This is a genomic window from Streptomyces sp. NPDC036822, assembly GCF_055609145.1.
In genome coordinates this window covers 1-18,649 of sequence record NZ_JBVJPY010000023.1, presented here as the reverse complement: position 1 = coordinate 18,649, position 18,649 = coordinate 1, and the positions used below count along the sequence as shown (strand labels likewise).

At 68.6% G+C, this 18,649-nt stretch carries 13 protein-coding genes; all 13 read left to right on the top strand.

The window, feature by feature from the left end; translation table 11 throughout:
• Window positions 1-120: 120 nt before the first annotated feature.
• The 13 genes from ACZ68P_RS32210 (at window position 121) to ACZ68P_RS32150 (ending at window position 18,270) form a co-directional block, all read left to right on the top strand.
• The gene (locus ACZ68P_RS32210; RefSeq protein ID WP_471012466.1) at window positions 121-1,140 is read left to right on the top strand and encodes a glycoside hydrolase family 18 protein; all 1,020 of its coding nucleotides are present in this window, start codon (window positions 121-123) and stop codon (window positions 1,138-1,140) included.
• A gap of 157 nt (window positions 1,141-1,297) precedes the next feature.
• Entirely contained in the window at window positions 1,298-3,814 is a 2,517-nt protein-coding gene (locus tag ACZ68P_RS32205) for an ABC transporter family substrate-binding protein (RefSeq protein ID WP_471012465.1), read from the top strand.
• Between the two features lie 382 nt (window positions 3,815-4,196).
• Window positions 4,197-6,098, top strand: a complete 1,902-nt coding sequence (gene typA, locus ACZ68P_RS32200) for a translational GTPase TypA (RefSeq protein WP_471012463.1) — start codon at window positions 4,197-4,199, stop codon at window positions 6,096-6,098.
• A 435-nt stretch (window positions 6,099-6,533) separates the two neighbouring features.
• Window positions 6,534-8,174, top strand: coding sequence for a peptide ABC transporter substrate-binding protein (locus ACZ68P_RS32195; RefSeq protein WP_471012461.1), 1,641 nt, complete (start codon window positions 6,534-6,536; stop codon window positions 8,172-8,174).
• 171 nt (window positions 8,175-8,345) lie between these two features.
• Complete coding sequence (locus ACZ68P_RS32190) at window positions 8,346-9,278, top strand: ABC transporter permease (RefSeq protein ID WP_471012549.1); 933 nt, start codon at window positions 8,346-8,348, stop codon at window positions 9,276-9,278.
• Window positions 9,271-10,227: an ABC transporter permease gene (locus tag ACZ68P_RS32185; protein WP_471012460.1), complete on the top strand. Its 957-nt coding sequence runs from the start codon at window positions 9,271-9,273 to the stop codon at window positions 10,225-10,227. The genes ACZ68P_RS32190 and ACZ68P_RS32185 overlap by 8 nt, the downstream gene beginning before the upstream one ends.
• A gap of 14 nt (window positions 10,228-10,241) precedes the next feature.
• A complete protein-coding gene (locus tag ACZ68P_RS32180) occupies window positions 10,242-11,300 on the top strand; it encodes an ABC transporter ATP-binding protein (protein WP_471012459.1) in 1,059 nt (352 codons plus the stop codon).
• Window positions 11,293-12,438 carry an ABC transporter ATP-binding protein gene (locus ACZ68P_RS32175; protein WP_471012458.1) on the top strand — a complete coding sequence of 382 codons (1,146 nt, stop codon included), beginning with the start codon at window positions 11,293-11,295 and terminating at the stop codon, window positions 12,436-12,438. Before ACZ68P_RS32180 ends, ACZ68P_RS32175 begins: the two co-directional genes overlap by 8 nt.
• 159 nt (window positions 12,439-12,597) lie before the next feature.
• A complete protein-coding gene (locus ACZ68P_RS32170; RefSeq protein ID WP_471012456.1) occupies window positions 12,598-14,223 on the top strand; it encodes a peptide ABC transporter substrate-binding protein in 1,626 nt (541 codons plus the stop codon).
• Between the two features lie 79 nt (window positions 14,224-14,302).
• The gene (locus tag ACZ68P_RS32165; protein ID WP_365714421.1) at window positions 14,303-15,226 is read left to right on the top strand and encodes an ABC transporter permease; all 924 of its coding nucleotides are present in this window, start codon (window positions 14,303-14,305) and stop codon (window positions 15,224-15,226) included.
• Entirely contained in the window at window positions 15,219-16,235 is a 1,017-nt protein-coding gene (locus ACZ68P_RS32160; protein WP_471012453.1) for an ABC transporter permease, read from the top strand. Before ACZ68P_RS32165 ends, ACZ68P_RS32160 begins: the two co-directional genes overlap by 8 nt.
• Window positions 16,236-16,241: 6 nt before the next feature.
• Entirely contained in the window at window positions 16,242-17,225 is a 984-nt protein-coding gene (locus ACZ68P_RS32155) for an ABC transporter ATP-binding protein (protein WP_365714423.1), read from the top strand.
• Window positions 17,218-18,270 (top strand): ABC transporter ATP-binding protein, encoded by a 1,053-nt coding sequence (locus tag ACZ68P_RS32150; protein WP_471012452.1) that lies wholly within the window; start codon window positions 17,218-17,220, stop codon window positions 18,268-18,270. The genes ACZ68P_RS32155 and ACZ68P_RS32150 overlap by 8 nt, the downstream gene beginning before the upstream one ends.
• Window positions 18,271-18,649 lie beyond the last annotated feature (379 nt).

Here is an 18,649-nt window from a genome sequence, read left to right as displayed (position 1 = left end):
GAGGTTATGTCCCGATCTATTCGCCCGCGACCGGGCGGAACCCCGCCCCTTGGGCAGGGCGTCACTGTCAGTGGCCGCCTCTACGGTGGTGAGCAGAGGACAGCGATCTTGGGGGCACGGGTGAGCGGACGTCTACGCGGCTGGTGGCGACGTGGGCGGTGGGTCGTCCTCGGCCTCGTCCTGCTTCTGGTCCTCCCCCCGGCCGGCAGCGCGCTCGTGTTGCGACTGAACTACACGGGAGACCTCCAGCCCGGGACGCAGACGCGGGGCAAGGACGCGATCTGGCTGGGACACGCCTGGGTGGACGGCCGGAAGAAGGACGCCGACCTCGCGGCGTTCGCCGAGCGGATCAAGGGGACGGGGATACGCGACCTCTACGTCCACGCGGGCCCTCTGGAGCACGACGGCACCCTCCCCGCCGACCGCTACCCCCGGGCGAAGTGGCTGATCGAGAACGCGCACCGGACGATGCCGGGCATACGCGTCCAGGCGTGGCTGGGGGACATCCTCGCCACCGAGGGCCCCGAGGGGCTGCGCCTGGAGGACGCCGCGTCCCGGGCCGCGGTGGTCGGCTCGGCCCGGCAGGTCCTGGACGCCGGCTTCGACGGCGTGCACTTCGACCTGGAGCCGCTGCTCTCGGACGACCGGGACTACCTCTCCCTCCTCGACGACCTCGGCGAGCTGACCCGCGCCCGCAACGCCCCGCTCTCCGTCGCCGCCCACCAGATCGACCCGCTGCCCGCCCTGCACTCGGTGAACGGCGCCGTCAGCGGCAGCGAGAAGTGGTGGTCGCAGGAGTTCTTCGGCGAGGTCGCCCGCCGGGTCGACCAGATCGCCGTCATGTCGTACGACACCTGGATGCCGCTGGAGGGGATGTACGGCGGCTACGTCGCCCAGCAGACCAGCCTCGCCCTGGAGGTCACGCCCGAGACCACCGACCTGCTGATGGGCCTGCCCTTCTTCCACGAGGACGACCTCGGTCACCATGAGTCGGCGGAGACCGTCGAGGCCGCGGTCCGCGGCACCCGGCTGGGTCTGGGGCGCACGGACCGCGACCGCGCACGCTTCGGCGTCGCGCTCTACGTCGACTTCGCGGCCCGGGAAGGGGACTGGGCGGCGTACCGCGAGGGCTGGCACTGATCCGCGTCCCGTCCCGGCCCTGATTGGGCCGCACGGGTGGGGTTGCGTCGCCGCCCCGCCGTGTCGCCGACACCGCCCCGGGTCCGTCCTCTTCAGTGGATGGCAATAGGTGTGATCATCGCCCAATGCCATAAAACCGGACGAAGGGGTACAAGTCATGTCCCAGGTCGGCGCCCCTCGCGGGAGGACATGCTCCAGGAGCCCCCGCTCGCGCACGCTCGGTTCCGTCGCCACCCTCACCAGTGCGATGCTCGCCGTCTCCGTGCTGGCGGGATGCAGCTCCGACGACGAGGCCGAGTCCCACCCGGTCGCCGCCCCGGACCACGCGCCCGCCGCCCGCGCCCTGATCGACGACGGCGGGACGCTGCGCTGGGCCGTGGACGCGATGCCGGCCACGCTCAACGCCTTCCAGGCGGATGCCGACGGATCGACCACGCGCATCGCCGGAGCCGTCCTCCCCTCCCTCTACACCCTCGACGGACGAGGCCGGCCGCAGCGCAACCCGGACTATCTGGAGTCGGCGCAGATCGTCGAGACGGAGCCGAAGCAGGTCGTCCTCTACAAACTCAACCAGCAGGCGGTCTGGAGCGACGGCCGCGAGATCGGCGCGCCCGACTTCGTCGCACAGTGGCGCGCGCTGAGCGGCCGCGACACCGCCTACTGGACCGCCCGCAACGCCGGCTACGAGCGGATCGAGAAGATCGAGCGCGGCAAGGACGACCTGGAGGTGCGGGTCACCTACGCCAAGCCGTACGCCGACTGGCAGTCCCTCTTCACCCCTCTCTATCCGAAGGAGGTGATGGGGTCCCCCGACAGCTTCAACGACGGCGCCCGGACCGCCCTCAAGGCGACCGCAGGACCGTTCCTGCTCGGGCCGCTCGACCGGGAGGCCGGCACCGTCACCCTCTCCCGCAACCCCCGCTGGTGGGGTCAGCCGGCCAAGCTGGACAAGCTGGTCCTGCGGGCGGTACCCCGCGCCGACCGGGTCACGGCGATGGCCGCGGGCAACCTCGACCTGGCCGAGATCGACCGGTCCGCCGCCGACCGCATCGCCCTGGCCGGCAAGGACGCCCGGGCCGGCCGCAGCGGCAGCCAGCCGCTTCTGCACGGGCCCGGCGCCGCGATCACCCCGTCGGCGGCCCTGAAGTCCTGGGCACTCGCGCACGGCTCCGACGAGGAGCGGGCCGCGACGGTCCAGGCGGCCCGTGAGAAGAACCGGCAGGCCATCGCGCGGTACGCGACGGAGCAAGGGGCCCTGAGCGTGTTCGAGGTGCGCAAGTCCCTGGAGCCCGTCTACACCCAGCTCTCACTGAACGGCGAGTCGGGCCCGCTCGCCGACGAGCGGGTGCGGCGGGCGGTGGCCCGCGCGATCGACCGCCAGGAGCTGGCCGAATTCGTGCTCAAGCCGTTCGGGCTGCCGGCCCACCCTCCCGGCAGCCATCTCGCCCTCGCCGGACAGGCGGCCTACAAGGACAGCAGCGACGCCCTGGGCGACCAGGACACCGCCGAGGCGCGGGCGCTCCTCGCCGACGCGGGCTGGGTGCCGGGCGGTGCGAACAAGAAGCCCGCGGGGACCAAGGCCGGCAGCGAGGCGGAGAAGAAGGGGACGGCCCCCGCGAAGGCGGACACCGGGACGAAGCCGACGGCGACGAAGCCGGAGGAGAAGAACCCGGAGAAGAAGCGGGAGGAGGCGGCGGTCCCGGTCGAGGGCGTGCGGCCCGCGGCGGGCAGGTCCGGGGCCGCGAAGCCCGGGGACGACGTCGCCTCCGACGACGGCCTCTACATCGTCGGCGACGACAAGCCCGGCGGTACGGCGGCGGCCCCCGCGGACGGCAAGGCGGGCGCGCCCGCGCTCACCGCCACGGGCCCCGGGAGCGGCGTGGACATCCTGGCCCCCGCCCCCGGCGCCGCCCTGCAGAACACGGCCCTGCTCCGCCAGGCCGCCTCCCTCGGCTCCCCCCGGCGCGACACCGGCGCCGGTCTCACGTCCGAGGCCAGGGCCGGACAGTCCGACCGGGCCGCGACCACCGACAAGGGCGTCGCCGGCGCCTACGCCCCGCGCGGCACCGCCGCCCCGGCCGTGCCCGCGGCCGCCGTCCAGCCGCTCGGCAAGGACGGGAAGGCGCTCAGCCTCCGCTTCGTCCTCCCGTCCGGGCCGGGCTCGGAGACGCTCCGGGCGGTCGGCGACAAGATCGTCCAGATGCTCGACGTCGTGGGCATCCGCACCACGGTCACGAAGGTCTCCGACGACAGCTTCTTCAAGGACCACGTCGCCTCCGGCGAGTACGACCTGGCGCTCTACTCCTGGCCGGCGACGGCCTTCCCGGCCACCGACGCCCGGCCCATCTTCGCCAAGCCCGAGCCGGCCTCGGACGGCTCGCTCCTGGTCGAGCAGAACTACTCCCGCGTCGGCACCGACCGCATCGACCAGCTGTTCGACCAGGCGGTGGCCACGCTGAACGAGAAGGAGGCCCGGGAACTGGTCCGCCAGGCCGACGCCCGGATCTGGGCCGCTGCCGGATCGATTCCCCTCTACCAGCGCCCCCAGCTCGTCGCGGCCAGGAACAACGTCGTGAACGCGGGCGCCTGGGGCTTCGCCACACCGCGCTACCAGGACATCGGGTTCAAGAAGCGCGAAACGACCAACGGCGCGGAGCGCAACACCGAGAAATAGAAGAAAGAGCAGGTCACAACCTCAGATGCAGCTCAAGTTCCTTGCCCGCCGGCGACCCCGGCGGGCAGGATCACCTGCGGCCCCTTGACCCGGGCGGTTTGTATCCGCACCTCCGCACCCCCAGTGCACCGGCACCACCAGCGCCTCGGCACCACCGAGCCGCGCATGGGCACCACCGAGCAGTGCAGAACGGCACCACCGAACAGTGCAGAACGGCACCACCGAGGCAACCCAAAACCTCCAGTAGAACCTCTCGAATCCGGTCGGGGAAGCCCCTTGCGCGGCAGCCCCGTACCATAGGACGTAGCCGTGGCGCGTCCGCCCGGCGGGCGTAAGAGGAACTGACGCCGCATCCCACGATCCGAGAGAAGCGCAAGCACCCATGCCCACGCGCCACGACATCCGTAACGTCGCCATCGTCGCCCACGTCGACCATGGCAAGACGACCATCGTCGACGCCATGCTCAAGCAGGCCGGTGCCTTCGCCGCCCACCAGCACCTCGACGACCGCATGATGGACTCGAACGACCTGGAGCGTGAGAAGGGCATCACGATCCTCGCCAAGAACACGGCGGTGAAGTATCACCCCAAGGACGGCGGGGCCCCGATCACGATCAACATCATCGACACCCCCGGCCACGCCGACTTCGGTGGCGAGGTCGAGCGCGGTCTGTCGATGGTCGACGCGGTCGTCCTCCTCGTGGACGCCTCCGAGGGTCCGCTGCCGCAGACCCGCTTCGTGCTGCGCAAGGCGCTCCAGCAGCGCCTGCCCGTCATCCTCTGCATCAACAAGACGGACCGCCCGGACTCCCGGATCGACGAGGTCGTCAACGAGACCTACGACCTGTTCCTCGACCTGGACGCGGACGAGGACCAGATCGAGTTCCCGATCGTCTACGCCTGCGGCCGTGACGGCGTCGCGTCGCTGACCAAGCCGGAGGACGGCACGGTCCCGGCCGACTCCACCAACCTGGAGCCGTTCTTCTCCACGATCCTCGAGCACGTCCCGGCCCCGGTGTACGACGAGGAGGCGCCGCTCCAGGCGCACGTCACCAACCTGGACGCCGACAACTTCCTCGGCCGTATCGCGCTGCTCCGCGTCGAGCAGGGCGAGCTGCGCAAGGGCCAGACGGTCGCGTGGATCAAGCGGGACGGCACCATCTCCAGCGTCCGCATCACCGAGCTGATGATGACCGAGGCGCTCACCCGCAAGCCGGCCGAGGTCGCCGGCCCCGGTGACATCTGCGCCGTCGCCGGCATCCCCGACATCATGATCGGCGAGACCCTGGCCGACCCGGAGAACCCGATCGCGCTGCCGCTGATCACGGTCGACCAGCCGGCGATCTCCATGACCATCGGTACGAACACCTCGCCGCTCGTCGGCCGCGGTGGCACCGGCAAGGGCGCGGACGCCAAGTCCGCGGTGAAGGACCGCAAGGTCACCGCCCGCCAGGTGAAGGACCGTCTGGACCGTGAGCTGATCGGTAACGTCTCGCTCCGCGTCCTCGACACCGAGCGTCCGGACGCCTGGGAGGTCCAGGGCCGTGGTGAGCTGGCGCTCGCCATCCTGGTCGAGCAGATGCGCCGCGAAGGCTTCGAGCTGACCATCGGCAAGCCGCAGGTCGTCACCAAGCTCGTCGACGGCAAGGTCCACGAGCCGGTCGAGCGTCTGACGGTCGACGTCCCCGAGGAGCACATGGGCGCGGTCACGCAGCTCATGGGCGTCCGCAAGGGCCGCATGGACAACATGTCGAACCACGGCTCCGGCTGGGTCCGCATGGAGTTCGTGGTCCCGTCCCGCGGCCTCATCGGCTTCCGTACGGAGTTCCTCACCAACACCCGCGGTACGGGTATCGCGCACTCGATCCACGAGGGCCACGAGCCGTGGTTCGGCACCCTGACGACCCGTAACAACGGCTCGCTCGTCGCCGACCGCGCGGGCGCCGTCACGGGCTTCGCGATGACCAACCTGCAGGAGCGCGGCGTGCTGTTCGTCGACCCCGGCACCGAGGTGTACGAGGGCATGATCGTCGGCGAGAACTCGCGCGCCGACGACATGGACGTCAACATCACCAAGGAGAAGAAGCTCACCAACATGCGCTCCTCCTCGGCGGACTCCTTCGAGGCGATCGTCCCGCCGCGCAAGCTGTCCCTGGAGCAGTCCCTGGAGTTCTGCCGCGACGACGAGTGCGTCGAGGTGACCCCGGAGGCCGTGCGCATCCGCAAGGTCGTTCTGGACCAGAAGGAGCGCGGCCGCACCGCGTCGCGCGCCAAGCACAACTGAGACAGAACTGCGTCTTCCGCTTATAACACGCCGGATGACGCCGTCTCACCGAGAGGCCCGGGCCCCCGCAGACACTGTGGGGGCCCGGGCCTTTCGTCAAGTTGTTTTCGTGGGCGCCCTGTCCGGATATCGGCCGTCGCTCTCCGGAACGTGTGTTAACGGTCCGTTTCGCGGGTGTCTGTCTGTGATCGCTTTGTCCGGATTTCGGGCTCAAGGCCCTTGGTGATGTTGCCAAAACGAGACCGCTTAAGTGTGGTTTACAGCCCTGACGTACTTAATAGTTGGCTCCATCGAGCTCGGGTCAATGGGTCACGCACTGTGGGGAGTGCCGACTCACGAGCACACTCGGGGTACTTGAGTGCATCGCCGTCAGGGGTGTCGGCGAACTCGGAGTACCCCTCTTGTAGTGACTAGTGGACTCATGAGGAGGAACCCATGCGCGGTGCCAAGAGCGCCAAGTGGGTAACGGGCGCGATCGTCGTCGCCCTGGCAGCGACCGCCTGTGGCGGGGGTAAGAGCGACGGCGGCAGTGACGCCAAGGGCGCTGTGGACCCGAACGGGATTTACTCCGTCGAACTGGGCGAGCCGGAGAAGCTTCTCCACACCGGCGACACGATGGAGTCCAACGGCTCCCTCGTCATGTCCGGCCTGTTCTCGACCTTGGTCGACTACAAGGCCGACGGCTCGCTGGAGATGATCAACGCCGAGTCGCTCACCACCACGGACTCGAAGACGTGGACCGTCAAGCTCAAGCCGGGCTGGACCTTCCACGACGGCACCCCGGTGACCTCGAAGTCCTACGTGGACGCGTGGAACTGGAACGCCAACGTCAACAACGCCATGGGCCTTGCCTCCTGGTTCTCCGACATCAAGGGCTTCGAGGCTCTGCACCCGGAGAAGGAAGGCGCCAAGCCGACCGGGGACAAGCTCGCCGGCCTGAAGATCGTCGACGACAACACCTTCGTCGTCGAGCTGAAGAGCGCCGTTCCGGCCTTCGGTCACAAGCTCGCCTACATCCCGTTCGCGCCGCTGCCGGCGTCGTTCTACGCGAACCCGAAGGCCGCCGGCGAGAAGCCGGTCGGCAACGGTCCCTACAAGTTCCAGTCGTGGGACCACAAGAAGCAGATCAAGATCGTTCGTTTCGACGCCTACAAGGGCCCCAACAAGGCCAAGAACGGCGGCGTGACCTTCAAGAACTACACCGGCCTCGAGGCGGCGTACGAGGACCTGAAGTCGGGCAACCTCGACGTCCTGCGTCAGGTCGGTCCGAAGGACCTCCCGGTCTACCACCAGGACCTCGGCGAGCGTGCCGTGGACGCGGACCACTCGGCCATCCAGTCCATCGCGGTCGCGTTCTACGCCGACCAGTGGAAGAAGCCGAAGCCGGTCGACGTCAAGGTCATCCAGGGCCTCTCCATGGCCATCGACCGTGCCACCATCACCAAGACGGTGCTGCAGGGTACGCGTGAGCCGGCGACCGGCTGGGTCGCCAAGGGTGTTCTGGGCTACCAGGAGAACGCCGCGGGCGACGTCACCAAGTTCGACCCGGCCAAGGCCAAGGAGCTCATCAAGGCCGGCGGTGGCGTCCCGAACAACGCCATCACCATCCAGTTCAACGCCGACGGCGGCCACAAGGAATGGGTGGACGCTGTCTGCAACAGCATCACCCAGTCCGTGGGCGTCAAGTGCACCGGCGACAGCAAGCCGGACTTCCAGGCCGACCTGGCTGCTCGCAAGAGCAAGCAGGTCAAGTCGATGTACCGCTCGGCCTGGTCGCTGGACTACCCGATCAACGGCAACTTCCTCAGCGACCTGTTCCGTACGGGCGCTGCGGGCAACCAGGGTGGCTTCTCGAACAAGGAGCTGGACGCCAAGCTCACGGCCGCCGAGAGCGCCCCGACGCTCGACGAGTCCGTGAAGCTGTTCCAGGAGGTCGAGAAGGACCTGGTCGACCTCATGCCGTCGATCCCGCTCTGGTACTACAAGGTCAACGCTGGCTACGGGGAGAAGGTTTCCGGCGTCAAGTACGACCAGGCCGGTGACCCGATCCTGCACGACATCGAGGTCAAGAAGTAACCACCCAGCGTAGTCCGCACGCCGGTGCGGGGCCGACGGCCGTCGGCCCCGCCCGGTGCCTTACGCAGTGGCTGGGGGGCCCTTCCACGGCATCCGCGCACCCGATCAGGGACGCGCGGAGCCGAGGGAGGGCCCGTCCGGCTGCCGCTGTGACATTTCAACGGAGGCATGATGGGGCGCTATGTCGCACGACGACTGCTCCAGATGATCCCGGTCTTCTTCGGGACAACCCTGCTGATCTTCCTCATGGTCTACAGCCTGCCCGGCGACCCCGTGGCGGGTCTGTTCGGTGACAAGGGCGCGGATCCGGCGACCCTGGCGAAGATCAGGCATGAGCTCGGGCTCGACCAGCCGCTGCTCAAGCAGTACTGGGACTACATGACCAACATCATCCTGCACTTCGACTTCGGCAACCAGATCCGCAACGGTCGCCCGGTCACCGAGGTGCTGGGTGACGCGTTCCCCATCACGCTGCAACTCGCGGCCCTGGCCTTCGCGTTCGAGCTCATCTTCGGCATCGGTCTCGGCGTCATCGCCGGTCTCCGCGCCGGCCGCCTGGCGGACAACGCGGTGCTGATCTTCACCCTGCTGATCATCTCGATCCCGGTCTTCGTCCTCGGCTTCATCATCAAGATGGTCTTCGCCTTCCAGCTCGACTGGATCGCGCCGAACGTCAGCACCGAGCAGAAGTGGTCCGAGCTGATCGCCCCCGCCATCGTGCTCGGCGGTCTGTCCCTCGCCTACGTCGCCCGGCTCACCCGGACCTCCATGGCGGAGAACCTGCGCGCCGACTACATGCGTACGGCCATCGCCAAGGGTCTGCCGAGGCGCCGGGTCATCGGTGTCCACCTGATGCGCAACTCGATGATCCCCGTCGTCACCTTCCTGGGCACCGACATCGGCGCCCTGATGGGCGGCGCGGTCGTCACCGAGGGCATCTTCAACGTCAAGGGCGTCGGCGGTCTCATCTACGAGTCGATCACCCGGCGTGAGGGCACCACCATCGTCGGCCTCGTCACCATCCTGGTGCTGGTCTACCTCGCCACCAGCCTGCTCATCGACCTGCTGTACGCGGTCCTGGACCCGAGGATCCGTTATGCCTGACGTGACCAAGACCGCAGCCACGGCCGTCGAGGACGCCATCGCACCTCCCTCCGCGGCGGAGCCGGCCCCGCAACCGAAGACGGAGAAGGCGCGCTCGCTCTGGGGTGACGCCTGGGCGGACCTGCGTCGCAACCCGTACTTCATCGTGTCGTCGGTGCTGATCCTCTTCCTGCTGCTGATCGCCGCCGTGCCCTCGCTGTTCACCAGCGCCTCGCCCACCGCGGGCGACCTCGTGCACCACTACCTGGGCCAGCCCGAGCTCAGCAAGATCGGTTCCGATGGCTGGCTGGGATACGACGGTCAGGGACGCTCGGTATACGCCCGAGTGATCCACGGGACCCGTGCGTCGGTCATCGTCGGCATAGCCGTCACGCTGATCGTCACGATCATCGGCAGCATCATGGGCATGATCGCCGGCTACTTCGGCGGCCTGACCGACGCGATCCTGTCCCGGGTCACCGACATCTTCTTCGGTATCCCGTTCCTCCTCGGCGCCATGGTCGTCCTGCAGTCCTTCACCGAGCGCACGATCTGGGTGGTCGTCTTCGCCCTGGCGTTCCTCGGCTGGACCCAGATCACCCGCGTCATGCGCGGCGCCGTGATCACGGTCAAGCAGGCGGACTACGTCCACGCCGCCAAGGCCCTCGGCGCCGGCACGATCCGGATCCTCTTCCGGCACATCCTGCCCAACGCCATGGCTCCGGTGATCGTCGTCGCGACCATCGCGCTCGGCGGCTACATCTCGGCCGAGGCGACCCTGTCCTACCTTGGCCTCGGCCTCTCGTCGCCCATCGTCTCCTGGGGCGTCGACGTTTCCGCCGGTGTCCAGCAGATCCGAGTGGCGCAGCACATCCTGCTGTGGCCCTCGATCATGCTCAGCATCACCGTTCTGGCGTTCATCATGCTCGGCGAAGCCGTCCGCAACGCCCTCGACCCCAAGCTGCGCTGAGGAGGGCGTAAAACGTGACGACCATCGACAAGACGGCGACCGTTCCGGCGCCGCGAGACGGCGACGACCACAACGGGCCCCTGCTCGAAGTCCGCGACCTGCACGTGGAGTTCCACACCCGAGACGGTGTGGCCAAGGCGGTCAACGGTGTCAACTACTCCGTGGACGCGGGCGAGACGCTCGCCGTGCTCGGCGAGTCCGGCTCCGGCAAGTCCGTCACCGCGCAGGCCATCATGGGCATCCTCGACATGCCGCCCGGCCGGATCCCGCAGGGCGAGATCCTGTTCCGCGGCGAGGACATGCTGAAGATGTCCTACGAGGAGCGCCGGCGGATCCGCGGCCGGAAGATCGCCATGATCTTCCAGGACGCGCTGTCCTCCCTCAACCCGGTCCTCAACGTCGGCTACCAGCTCGGCGAGATGTTCCGGGTGCACCACGGCCTCTCCAAGAAGGAGGCCAAGGCCAAGGCCGTCGAGCTGATGGACCGGGTCAAGATCCCCGCCGCCGCGGCGCGGGTGAACGACTACCCCCACCAGTTCTCCGGCGGTATGCGCCAGCGCATCATGATCGCGATGGCGCTCGCCCTGGAGCCCGACCTGATCATCGCGGACGAGCCCACCACGGCGCTCGACGTGACCGTCCAGGCCCAGGTCATGGACCTCCTCGCGGAGCTCCAGCGGGAATACAACATGGGCCTGATCCTGATCACCCACGACCTCGGCGTCGTCGCCGACGTCGCGGACAAGATCGCGGTCATGTACGCGGGCCGGATCGTCGAGACCGCCCCGGTCCACGAGCTGTACAAGCGCCCCGCCCACCCGTACACCCGGGGCCTGCTCGACTCGATCCCGCGCCTGGACCAGAAGGGCCAGGAGCTCTACGCGATCAAGGGCCTGCCGCCCAACCTGCTCCGCGTGCCCACCGGCTGCGCCTTCAACCCGCGCTGCCCCAAGGCCGACGACATCTGCCGCACCGAGATCCCGGCCCTCGCGCCGGTCTCCGAGCGGGACGGCACGGAGCTGCCCGGCCGCGGCAGCGCCTGCCACTTCTGGAAGGAGACGATCCATGGCTGAGCTCGGCAAGAAGGACGAAGCCGTGGACGCGACCCCGAACGTCACCGACGTGGAGACGGTCGACGCGGCCACCGAGGCGGAGGCCGTAGCCGCCATCGAGGCACCGGTCGAGCGCGGGGAGCCGATCCTCCAGGTGCGCAACCTGGTCAAGCACTTCCCGCTGACCCAGGGCATCCTCTTCAAGAAGCAGGTCGGCGCGGTCAAGGCCGTGGACGGGGTCTCCTTCGACCTCTACCAGGGCGAGACCCTCGGCATCGTCGGCGAGTCCGGCTGTGGCAAGTCCACCGTCGCCAAGCTGCTGATGAACCTCGAGCGGGCCACCGCGGGCGAGGTCTTCTACAAGGGCCAGGACATCACCCGGCTGTCCGGCCGCGCGCTGAAGGCCGTGCGCCGGAACATCCAGATGGTGTTCCAGGACCCGTACACCTCGCTCAACCCGCGCATGACCGTGGGTGACATCATCGGCGAGCCCTTCGACATCCACCCCGAGGTGGCCCCGAAGGGCGACCGGCGCCGCAAGGTGCAGGAGCTGCTCGATGTGGTCGGTCTGAACCCCGAGTACATCAACCGCTACCCGCACCAGTTCTCCGGCGGCCAGCGCCAGCGCATCGGCATCGCCCGCGGCCTCGCGCTCAACCCGGAGATCATCATCTGCGACGAGCCGGTCTCGGCCCTGGACGTCTCCGTCCAGGCGCAGGTCATCAACCTGATGGAGAAGCTGCAGGACGAGTTCAACCTGTCCTACGTCTTCATCGCGCACGACCTGTCGATCGTCCGGCACATCTCCGACCGGGTCGGCGTGATGTACCTCGGCAAGATGGCCGAGATCGGTACGGACACGCAGATCTACGACCACCCGACGCACCCCTACACCCAGGCGCTGCTGTCGGCGGTCCCCGTCCCGGACCCGGAGGCCCGCGCCCACCGCGAGCGGATCATCCTCACCGGTGACGTCCCCTCGCCGGCCAACCCGCCGTCGGGCTGCCGCTTCCGCACCCGCTGCTGGAAGGCGGAGGAGAAGTGCTCCGTCGAGGTGCCGCTCCTCGCGGTCCCCGAGCGCTTCCAGGGCCAGGACACCCCGGCGGCGCACGAGTCCGCGTGCCACTTCGCCGAGGAGAAGGCGATCCTGGTCAGCTGACCAGGGCGGCCTGAGCCGATCAGGTGACAGCGAGCCCCCGGTGCCCTTCACGGCGCCGGGGGCTCGCCGTGTTCGTACGGACGCGATAGACGTGCATAGGGGCGCAAATGGGGTGATATTGGGGCCTACGTGAGACCCAGGACATTCAGGAGGCACCTCATGCGCGGAGCCACGCACGCCAAGTGGGCCGCACTGGCCGCGGCCGTCGCCCTCGCGGCGACAGCCTGCGGCGGCGGAAGCGACAGCGGCGGCAGTGGCGCCGACGGGACCGTGAGCTCCTCGTGGGGAGACCCGCAGAACCCGCTCGAACCCGCCAACACCAACGAGGTGCAGGGCGGCAAGGTCCTCAACATGATCTTCCGCGGGCTCAAGAAGTACGACCCGAAGACCGGCGAGGCCCAGGACATGCTCGCCCAGAAGATCGAGACGACCGACTCCACCAACTTCACCATCACGGTCAAGGACGGCTGGACCTTCTCCAACGGCGAGAAGGTCACCGCCAAGTCCTTCGTCGACGCCTGGAACTACGGCGCCCACCTGAAGAACAACCAGAAGAACGCCTACTTCTTCGGCTACATCGAGGGCTACGAGCAGGTCCACCCTGAGAAGGGGCAGCCGACGGCCGAGACCATGTCCGGCCTGAAGGTCGTGAACGGCCAGACGTTCACGGTGAAGCTCACCCAGAAGTTCTCCACCTTCCCCGAGACCCTCGGCTACGCCGCCTTCGCCCCGCTGCCCCAGGCGTTCTACACCGACCACGACGCCTGGCTCGCCAAGCCCGTCGGCAACGGCCCGTACACCGTCGACTCGTACTCCAAGGGCTCGCAGATGGCCCTCAAGCGGTGGGACGCCTACCCCGGCACCGACAAGGCGCAGAACGGCGGCGTGACCCTCAAGGTCTACACCGACAACAACACCGCCTACACCGACCTGACGGCCGGGAACCTCGACCTCGTCGACGACGTGCCCGCCTCCCAGCTCAAGAACGTCCAGGCCGACCTGGGCGACCGCTACATCAACGTCCCCGCCGGCATCATCCAGACGCTGTCCATCCCGTTCTACGACCCCGCCTGGAACAAGCCCGGCCAGGAGAAGCTCCGCCAGGGCATCTCCCGGGCCATCAACCGGCAGCAGATCACCGACACCATCTTCCAGAAGACCCGCACCCCGGCCGTCGACTGGACCTCCCCGGTCCTCGGCGAGGACGGCGGCTACAAGAACATCTGCGGCGACCTCTGCGTGTACGACGCCGCGGCGGCGAAGCAGCTCGTCGCCGAGGGCGGCGGCATCCCCGGCGGCACGATGAAGATCTCGTACAACGCCGACACCGGCTCCCACAAGGAGTGGGTGGACGCCGTCTGCAACTCCATCAACAACGCGCTGGGCAACAACCGGGCCTGCGTCGGCAACCCCGTCGGCACCTTCGCCGACTACCGCAACCAGGTCACCACCCAGAAGCTCAAGGGCCCCTTCCGCGCGGGCTGGCAGATGGACTACCCGCTCATCCAGAACTTCCTCCAGCCGATGTACTACACCAACGCCTCCTCCAACGACGGCAAGTACACGAGCCCGGAGTTCGACAAGCTCGTCGACCAGGCCAACGCCGAAACCGACACCGCGAAGGCCGTCCAGCTGTTCCAGCAGGCCGAGGAGGTCCTCCGCGACGACATGGGCGCGATCCCGCTCTGGTACCAGAACGGCAGCGCTGGCTACTCGGAACGGATCTCCAACGTCGCGCTCGACCCGTTCAGCGTGCCCGTCTACAACGAGATCAAGGTCAACTGACGCAAGGGCAGCGGCGTACGGCCCGGCGACTTCCCCCACGCCGGGCCGTACGCCTTCCCCCCACCCCCCGGAGCCCCCCATGGGTCGTTATGTGATCCGGCGTCTGCTGCAGATGATCCCGGTCTTCTTCGGCGCCACCCTGCTGATCTTCCTGATGGTCAACGTGATGGGCGACCCCATCGCCGGACTCTGCGGCGACCGCGCCTGCGACCCGGCCACCGCCGCCCAGCTGCGGGCGGAGTTCGGCCTCGACAAGCCGGTCGTCCAGCAATACCTGACCTACATGGGCAACGTCTTCACCGGCGACTTCGGCACCGCCTTCAACGGCCAGCCGGTCACCGAGCTGATGGCCAACGCCTTCCCGATCACCATCCGCCTCACCCTCGTCGCCATCGTCTTCGAGATCCTCATCGGCATCACCCTCGGAGTCCTCACCGGCCTGCGCCGCGGCCGCCCCGTCGACACCGGCGTGCTGCTGCTGACCCTCGTCGTCATCTCCGTGCCGACCTTCGTCACCGGCCTCCTCCTCCAGCTCCTCCTCGGCGTCAAATGGGGCTGGATCAAGCCGGCCGTCTCCCCCGAGGCCCCCCTCGGCGAACTCATCGTCCCCGGCCTCGTCCTCGCCTCCGTCTCGCTCGCCTACGTCACCCGGCTCACCCGGACCTCCATCGCCGAGAACAAGCGCGCCGACTACGTCCGCACCGCCGTCGCCAAGGGCCTGCCGCGCCGCCGGGTCGTCACCCGCCACCTGCTGCGCAACTCGCTCATCCCCGTGGTCACCTTCATCGGCACCGACATCGGCGCCCTCATGGGCGGAGCCATCGTCACCGAACGGATCTTCAACATCCACGGCGTCGGCTACCAGCTCTACCAGGGCATCGTCCGCCAGAACACCCAGACCGTCGTCGGCTTCGTGACCGTCCTCGTCCTGGTGTTCCTGCTGGCCAACCTGCTCGTCGACCTCCTGTACGCCGTCCTTGACCCGAGGATCCGCTATGCCTGAGTCATCCGAGCAACCCGAGCCGAACGAGCCGTACGACCACGGCCGCGCGATCGCCCACACCGGCGCCGGCGGCGGGACGGACCTCGCCATGGACGAGGCCGAGACCCTGGAACGCGGCCCCTCGGCCGCCACCGAGGGACAGGCACCGAAAGACCCCCAGGGCAGACCGCGCTCCCTGTGGTCCGACGCCTGGCTCGACCTGCGCCGCAACCCCGTCTTCATCCTCTCCGCCCTGGTGATCCTCTTCCTCGTCGTCATCTCCATCTGGCCGTCCCTCATCACCTCGGGCGACCCCCTCGACTGCGATCTGGCCAAGGCCCAGGAAGGCTCGCAGCCCGGACACCCCTTCGGCTTCAACGGCCAGGGCTGCGACGTCTACACCCGCACCGTCTACGGCGCCCGGACCTCCGTCAGCGTCGGCGTCCTCGCCACCCTCGGCGTCGCCCTCCTCGGCTCCGTCCTCGGCGGCCTGGCCGGCTTCTTCGGCGGGTTCTGGGACGCGATCCTCTCCCGGCTCACCGACGTCTTCTTCGCCATCCCGGTCGTCCTCGGCGGCCTCGTCCTGCTGTCCGTCGTCACCAGCAACACCGTCTGGCCCGTCATCGGCTTCATGGTGCTCCTCGGCTGGCCACAGCTCTCCCGGATCGCCCGGGGCTCCGTGATCACCTCCAAGCAGAACGACTACGTCCAGGCGGCCCGCGCGCTCGGCGCCTCCAACTCCCGCATGCTGCTCCGCCACATCGCGCCCAACGCCCTCGCGCCCGTCATCGTCGTCGCCACCATCGCGCTGGGCACGTACATCTCACTGGAGGCGACCCTGTCCTTCCTCGGCGTCGGCCTCAAACCGCCGACCGTCTCCTGGGGCATCGACATCTCCTCCGCCTCCCAGTACATCCGCAACGCCCCGCACATGCTGCTCTGGCCGGCGGGAGCGCTGGCCATCACCGTGCTGGCGTTCATCATGCTCGGCGACGCGGTGCGCGACGCCCTCGACCCCAAGCTGAGGTAGGCGCCCATGCTGCTCGAAGTCCGCGACCTGCACGTGGAGTTCCACACCCGGGACGGAGTGGCCAAGGCGGTCAACGGCGTCGACTACTCCGTGGACGCGGGCGAGACGCTCGCCGTGCTCGGCGAGTCCGGCTCCGGCAAGTCCGTCACCGCGCAGGCCGTCATGGGAATCCTCGACGTCCCGCCGGGAAAGATCACCAGCGGCGAGATCCTCTTCCAGGGCCAGGACCTGCTCACGCTCAAGGAGGAGGAGCGGCGCAAGGTCCGCGGAGCCAAGATGGCCATGATCTTCCAGGACGCGCTCTCCTCCCTCAACCCCGTGATCAGCGTCGGCGACCAGCTGGGGGAGATGTTCCAGGTCCACCGGGGCATGTCGCGAAAGGACTCCCGCGCCAAGGCCGTCGAGCTGATGGACCGGGTCCGCATCCCCGCCGCGAAGGAGAGGGTCGGCCAGTACCCGCACCAGTTCTCCGGCGGCATGCGCCAGCGCATCATGATCGCGATGGCCCTCGCCCTCGAACCCGAACTCATCATCGCCGACGAGCCCACCACCGCCCTCGACGTCACCGTCCAGGCCCAGGTCATGGACCTCCTCGCCGAGCTCCAGCGCGAACTCCACATGGGCCTCATCCTCATCACCCACGACCTCGGGGTCGTCGCCGACGTCGCCGACAAGATCGCCGTCATGTACGCCGGCCGCATCGTCGAACACGCCCCCGTCCACGAGATCTACAAGGCACCCGCCCACCCCTACACCAAAGGGCTGCTCGAATCGATTCCGCGCCTCGACCAGAAGGGCTCGGAACTCTTCGCCATCAAGGGCCTGCCGCCCAACCTCCTCGCCATCCCGCCCGGCTGCGCCTTCAACCCGCGCTGCCCCCTGGCCCGCGACCGGTGCCGCACCGACGTGCCACCGCTCTACGCCGTGACCGAGTCCCCGGTGCCGCGCACGAGCGCCTGCCACTACTGGAAGGAATGCCTCCATGGCTGAGGTGCGGGGCGAGGCGATCCTCCAGGTCCGGGACCTGCACAAGCACTACCCGCTGACCCGGGGCATCGTCATCAAGAAACAGGTCGGCGCCGTCAAGGCCGTCGACGGGGTCTCCTTCGACCTCAAGGCGGGCGAGACCCTCGGCATCGTCGGCGAGTCCGGCTGCGGCAAGTCCACCGTGGCCAAGATGCTCGTCAACCTCGAACGCCCGACGTCCGGATCCATCGCCTACAAGGGCGAGGACATCACCACCATGTCCGCCAAGGCCCTGCGCGCGGTCCGCCGCAACATCCAGATGGTCTTCCAGGACCCGTACACCTCGCTCAACCCCCGCATGACCGTCGGCGACATCATCGGGGAACCGTACGAGATCCACCCCGAGGTCGCCCCCAAGGGCTCGCGGCGCAAGAAGGTCCAGGACCTCCTCGACGTCGTGGGCCTCAACCCCGAATACATCAACCGCTATCCGCACCAGTTCTCCGGCGGCCAACGGCAGCGCATCGGCATCGCCCGCGGCCTCGCGCTCCAACCCGAGATCATCGTCGCCGACGAACCCGTCTCGGCGCTCGACGTCTCCGTCCAGGCCCAGGTCGTCAACCTCCTGGACCGGCTCCAGACCGAATTCTCCCTGTCGTACGTCTTCATCGCCCACGACCTGTCGATCGTGCGCCACATCTCCGACCGCGTCGGCGTCATGTACCTCGGCCGGATCGTCGAGATCGGCACCGACACCGAGATCTACGACCACCCCACCCACCCCTACACCCAGGCCCTGCTCTCCGCCGTCCCCGTCCCCGACCCCGAGGCCCGCGCCCACCGCGAACGCATCATCCTCACCGGCGACGTACCCTCCCCGGCCAACATCCCGTCCGGCTGCCGCTTCCGCACCCGCTGCTGGAAAGCACAGGAACGCTGCGCCCTGGAAGTCCCGGCGCTGGCGGTACCAGCGGTCTTCCGCCTGACGGACTCCCCGGCCGCGCACGACTCGGCCTGCCACTTCGCGGAGGAGAAGCACGTCGTGCCGACGGAGGACGACCAGGAGTAGACGAGACACCGTCAGCACCCTTAACGCGGCGGCAACTCCACCGACCCCGCTCCGATATACGGACACGGCACCCTCGACAACGTACGGCCGTGCGGGTGCCGTAGGCCGCCCCGGACGCACACGCGTCCGGGGCGGCCTTCCCTTTTTTGGGGGCTCGGTTCGCCTCCGGGCGCTTTGTGCGGGTGTCGACGGTCGATCGTGCTCGGCCGCTCGTTCCTCGCTGCCTGTGCGCGTTCTCCCTTTCGACACCCGCGCGCCCTTCGGCTCACTCGCCCCCTTTCCCTGGCTCGGTTCGCCTCCGGGCGCTTTGTGCGGGTGTCGACGGTCGATCGTGCTCGGCCGCTCGTTCCTCGCGGCCTGTGCGCGTTCTCCCTTTCGA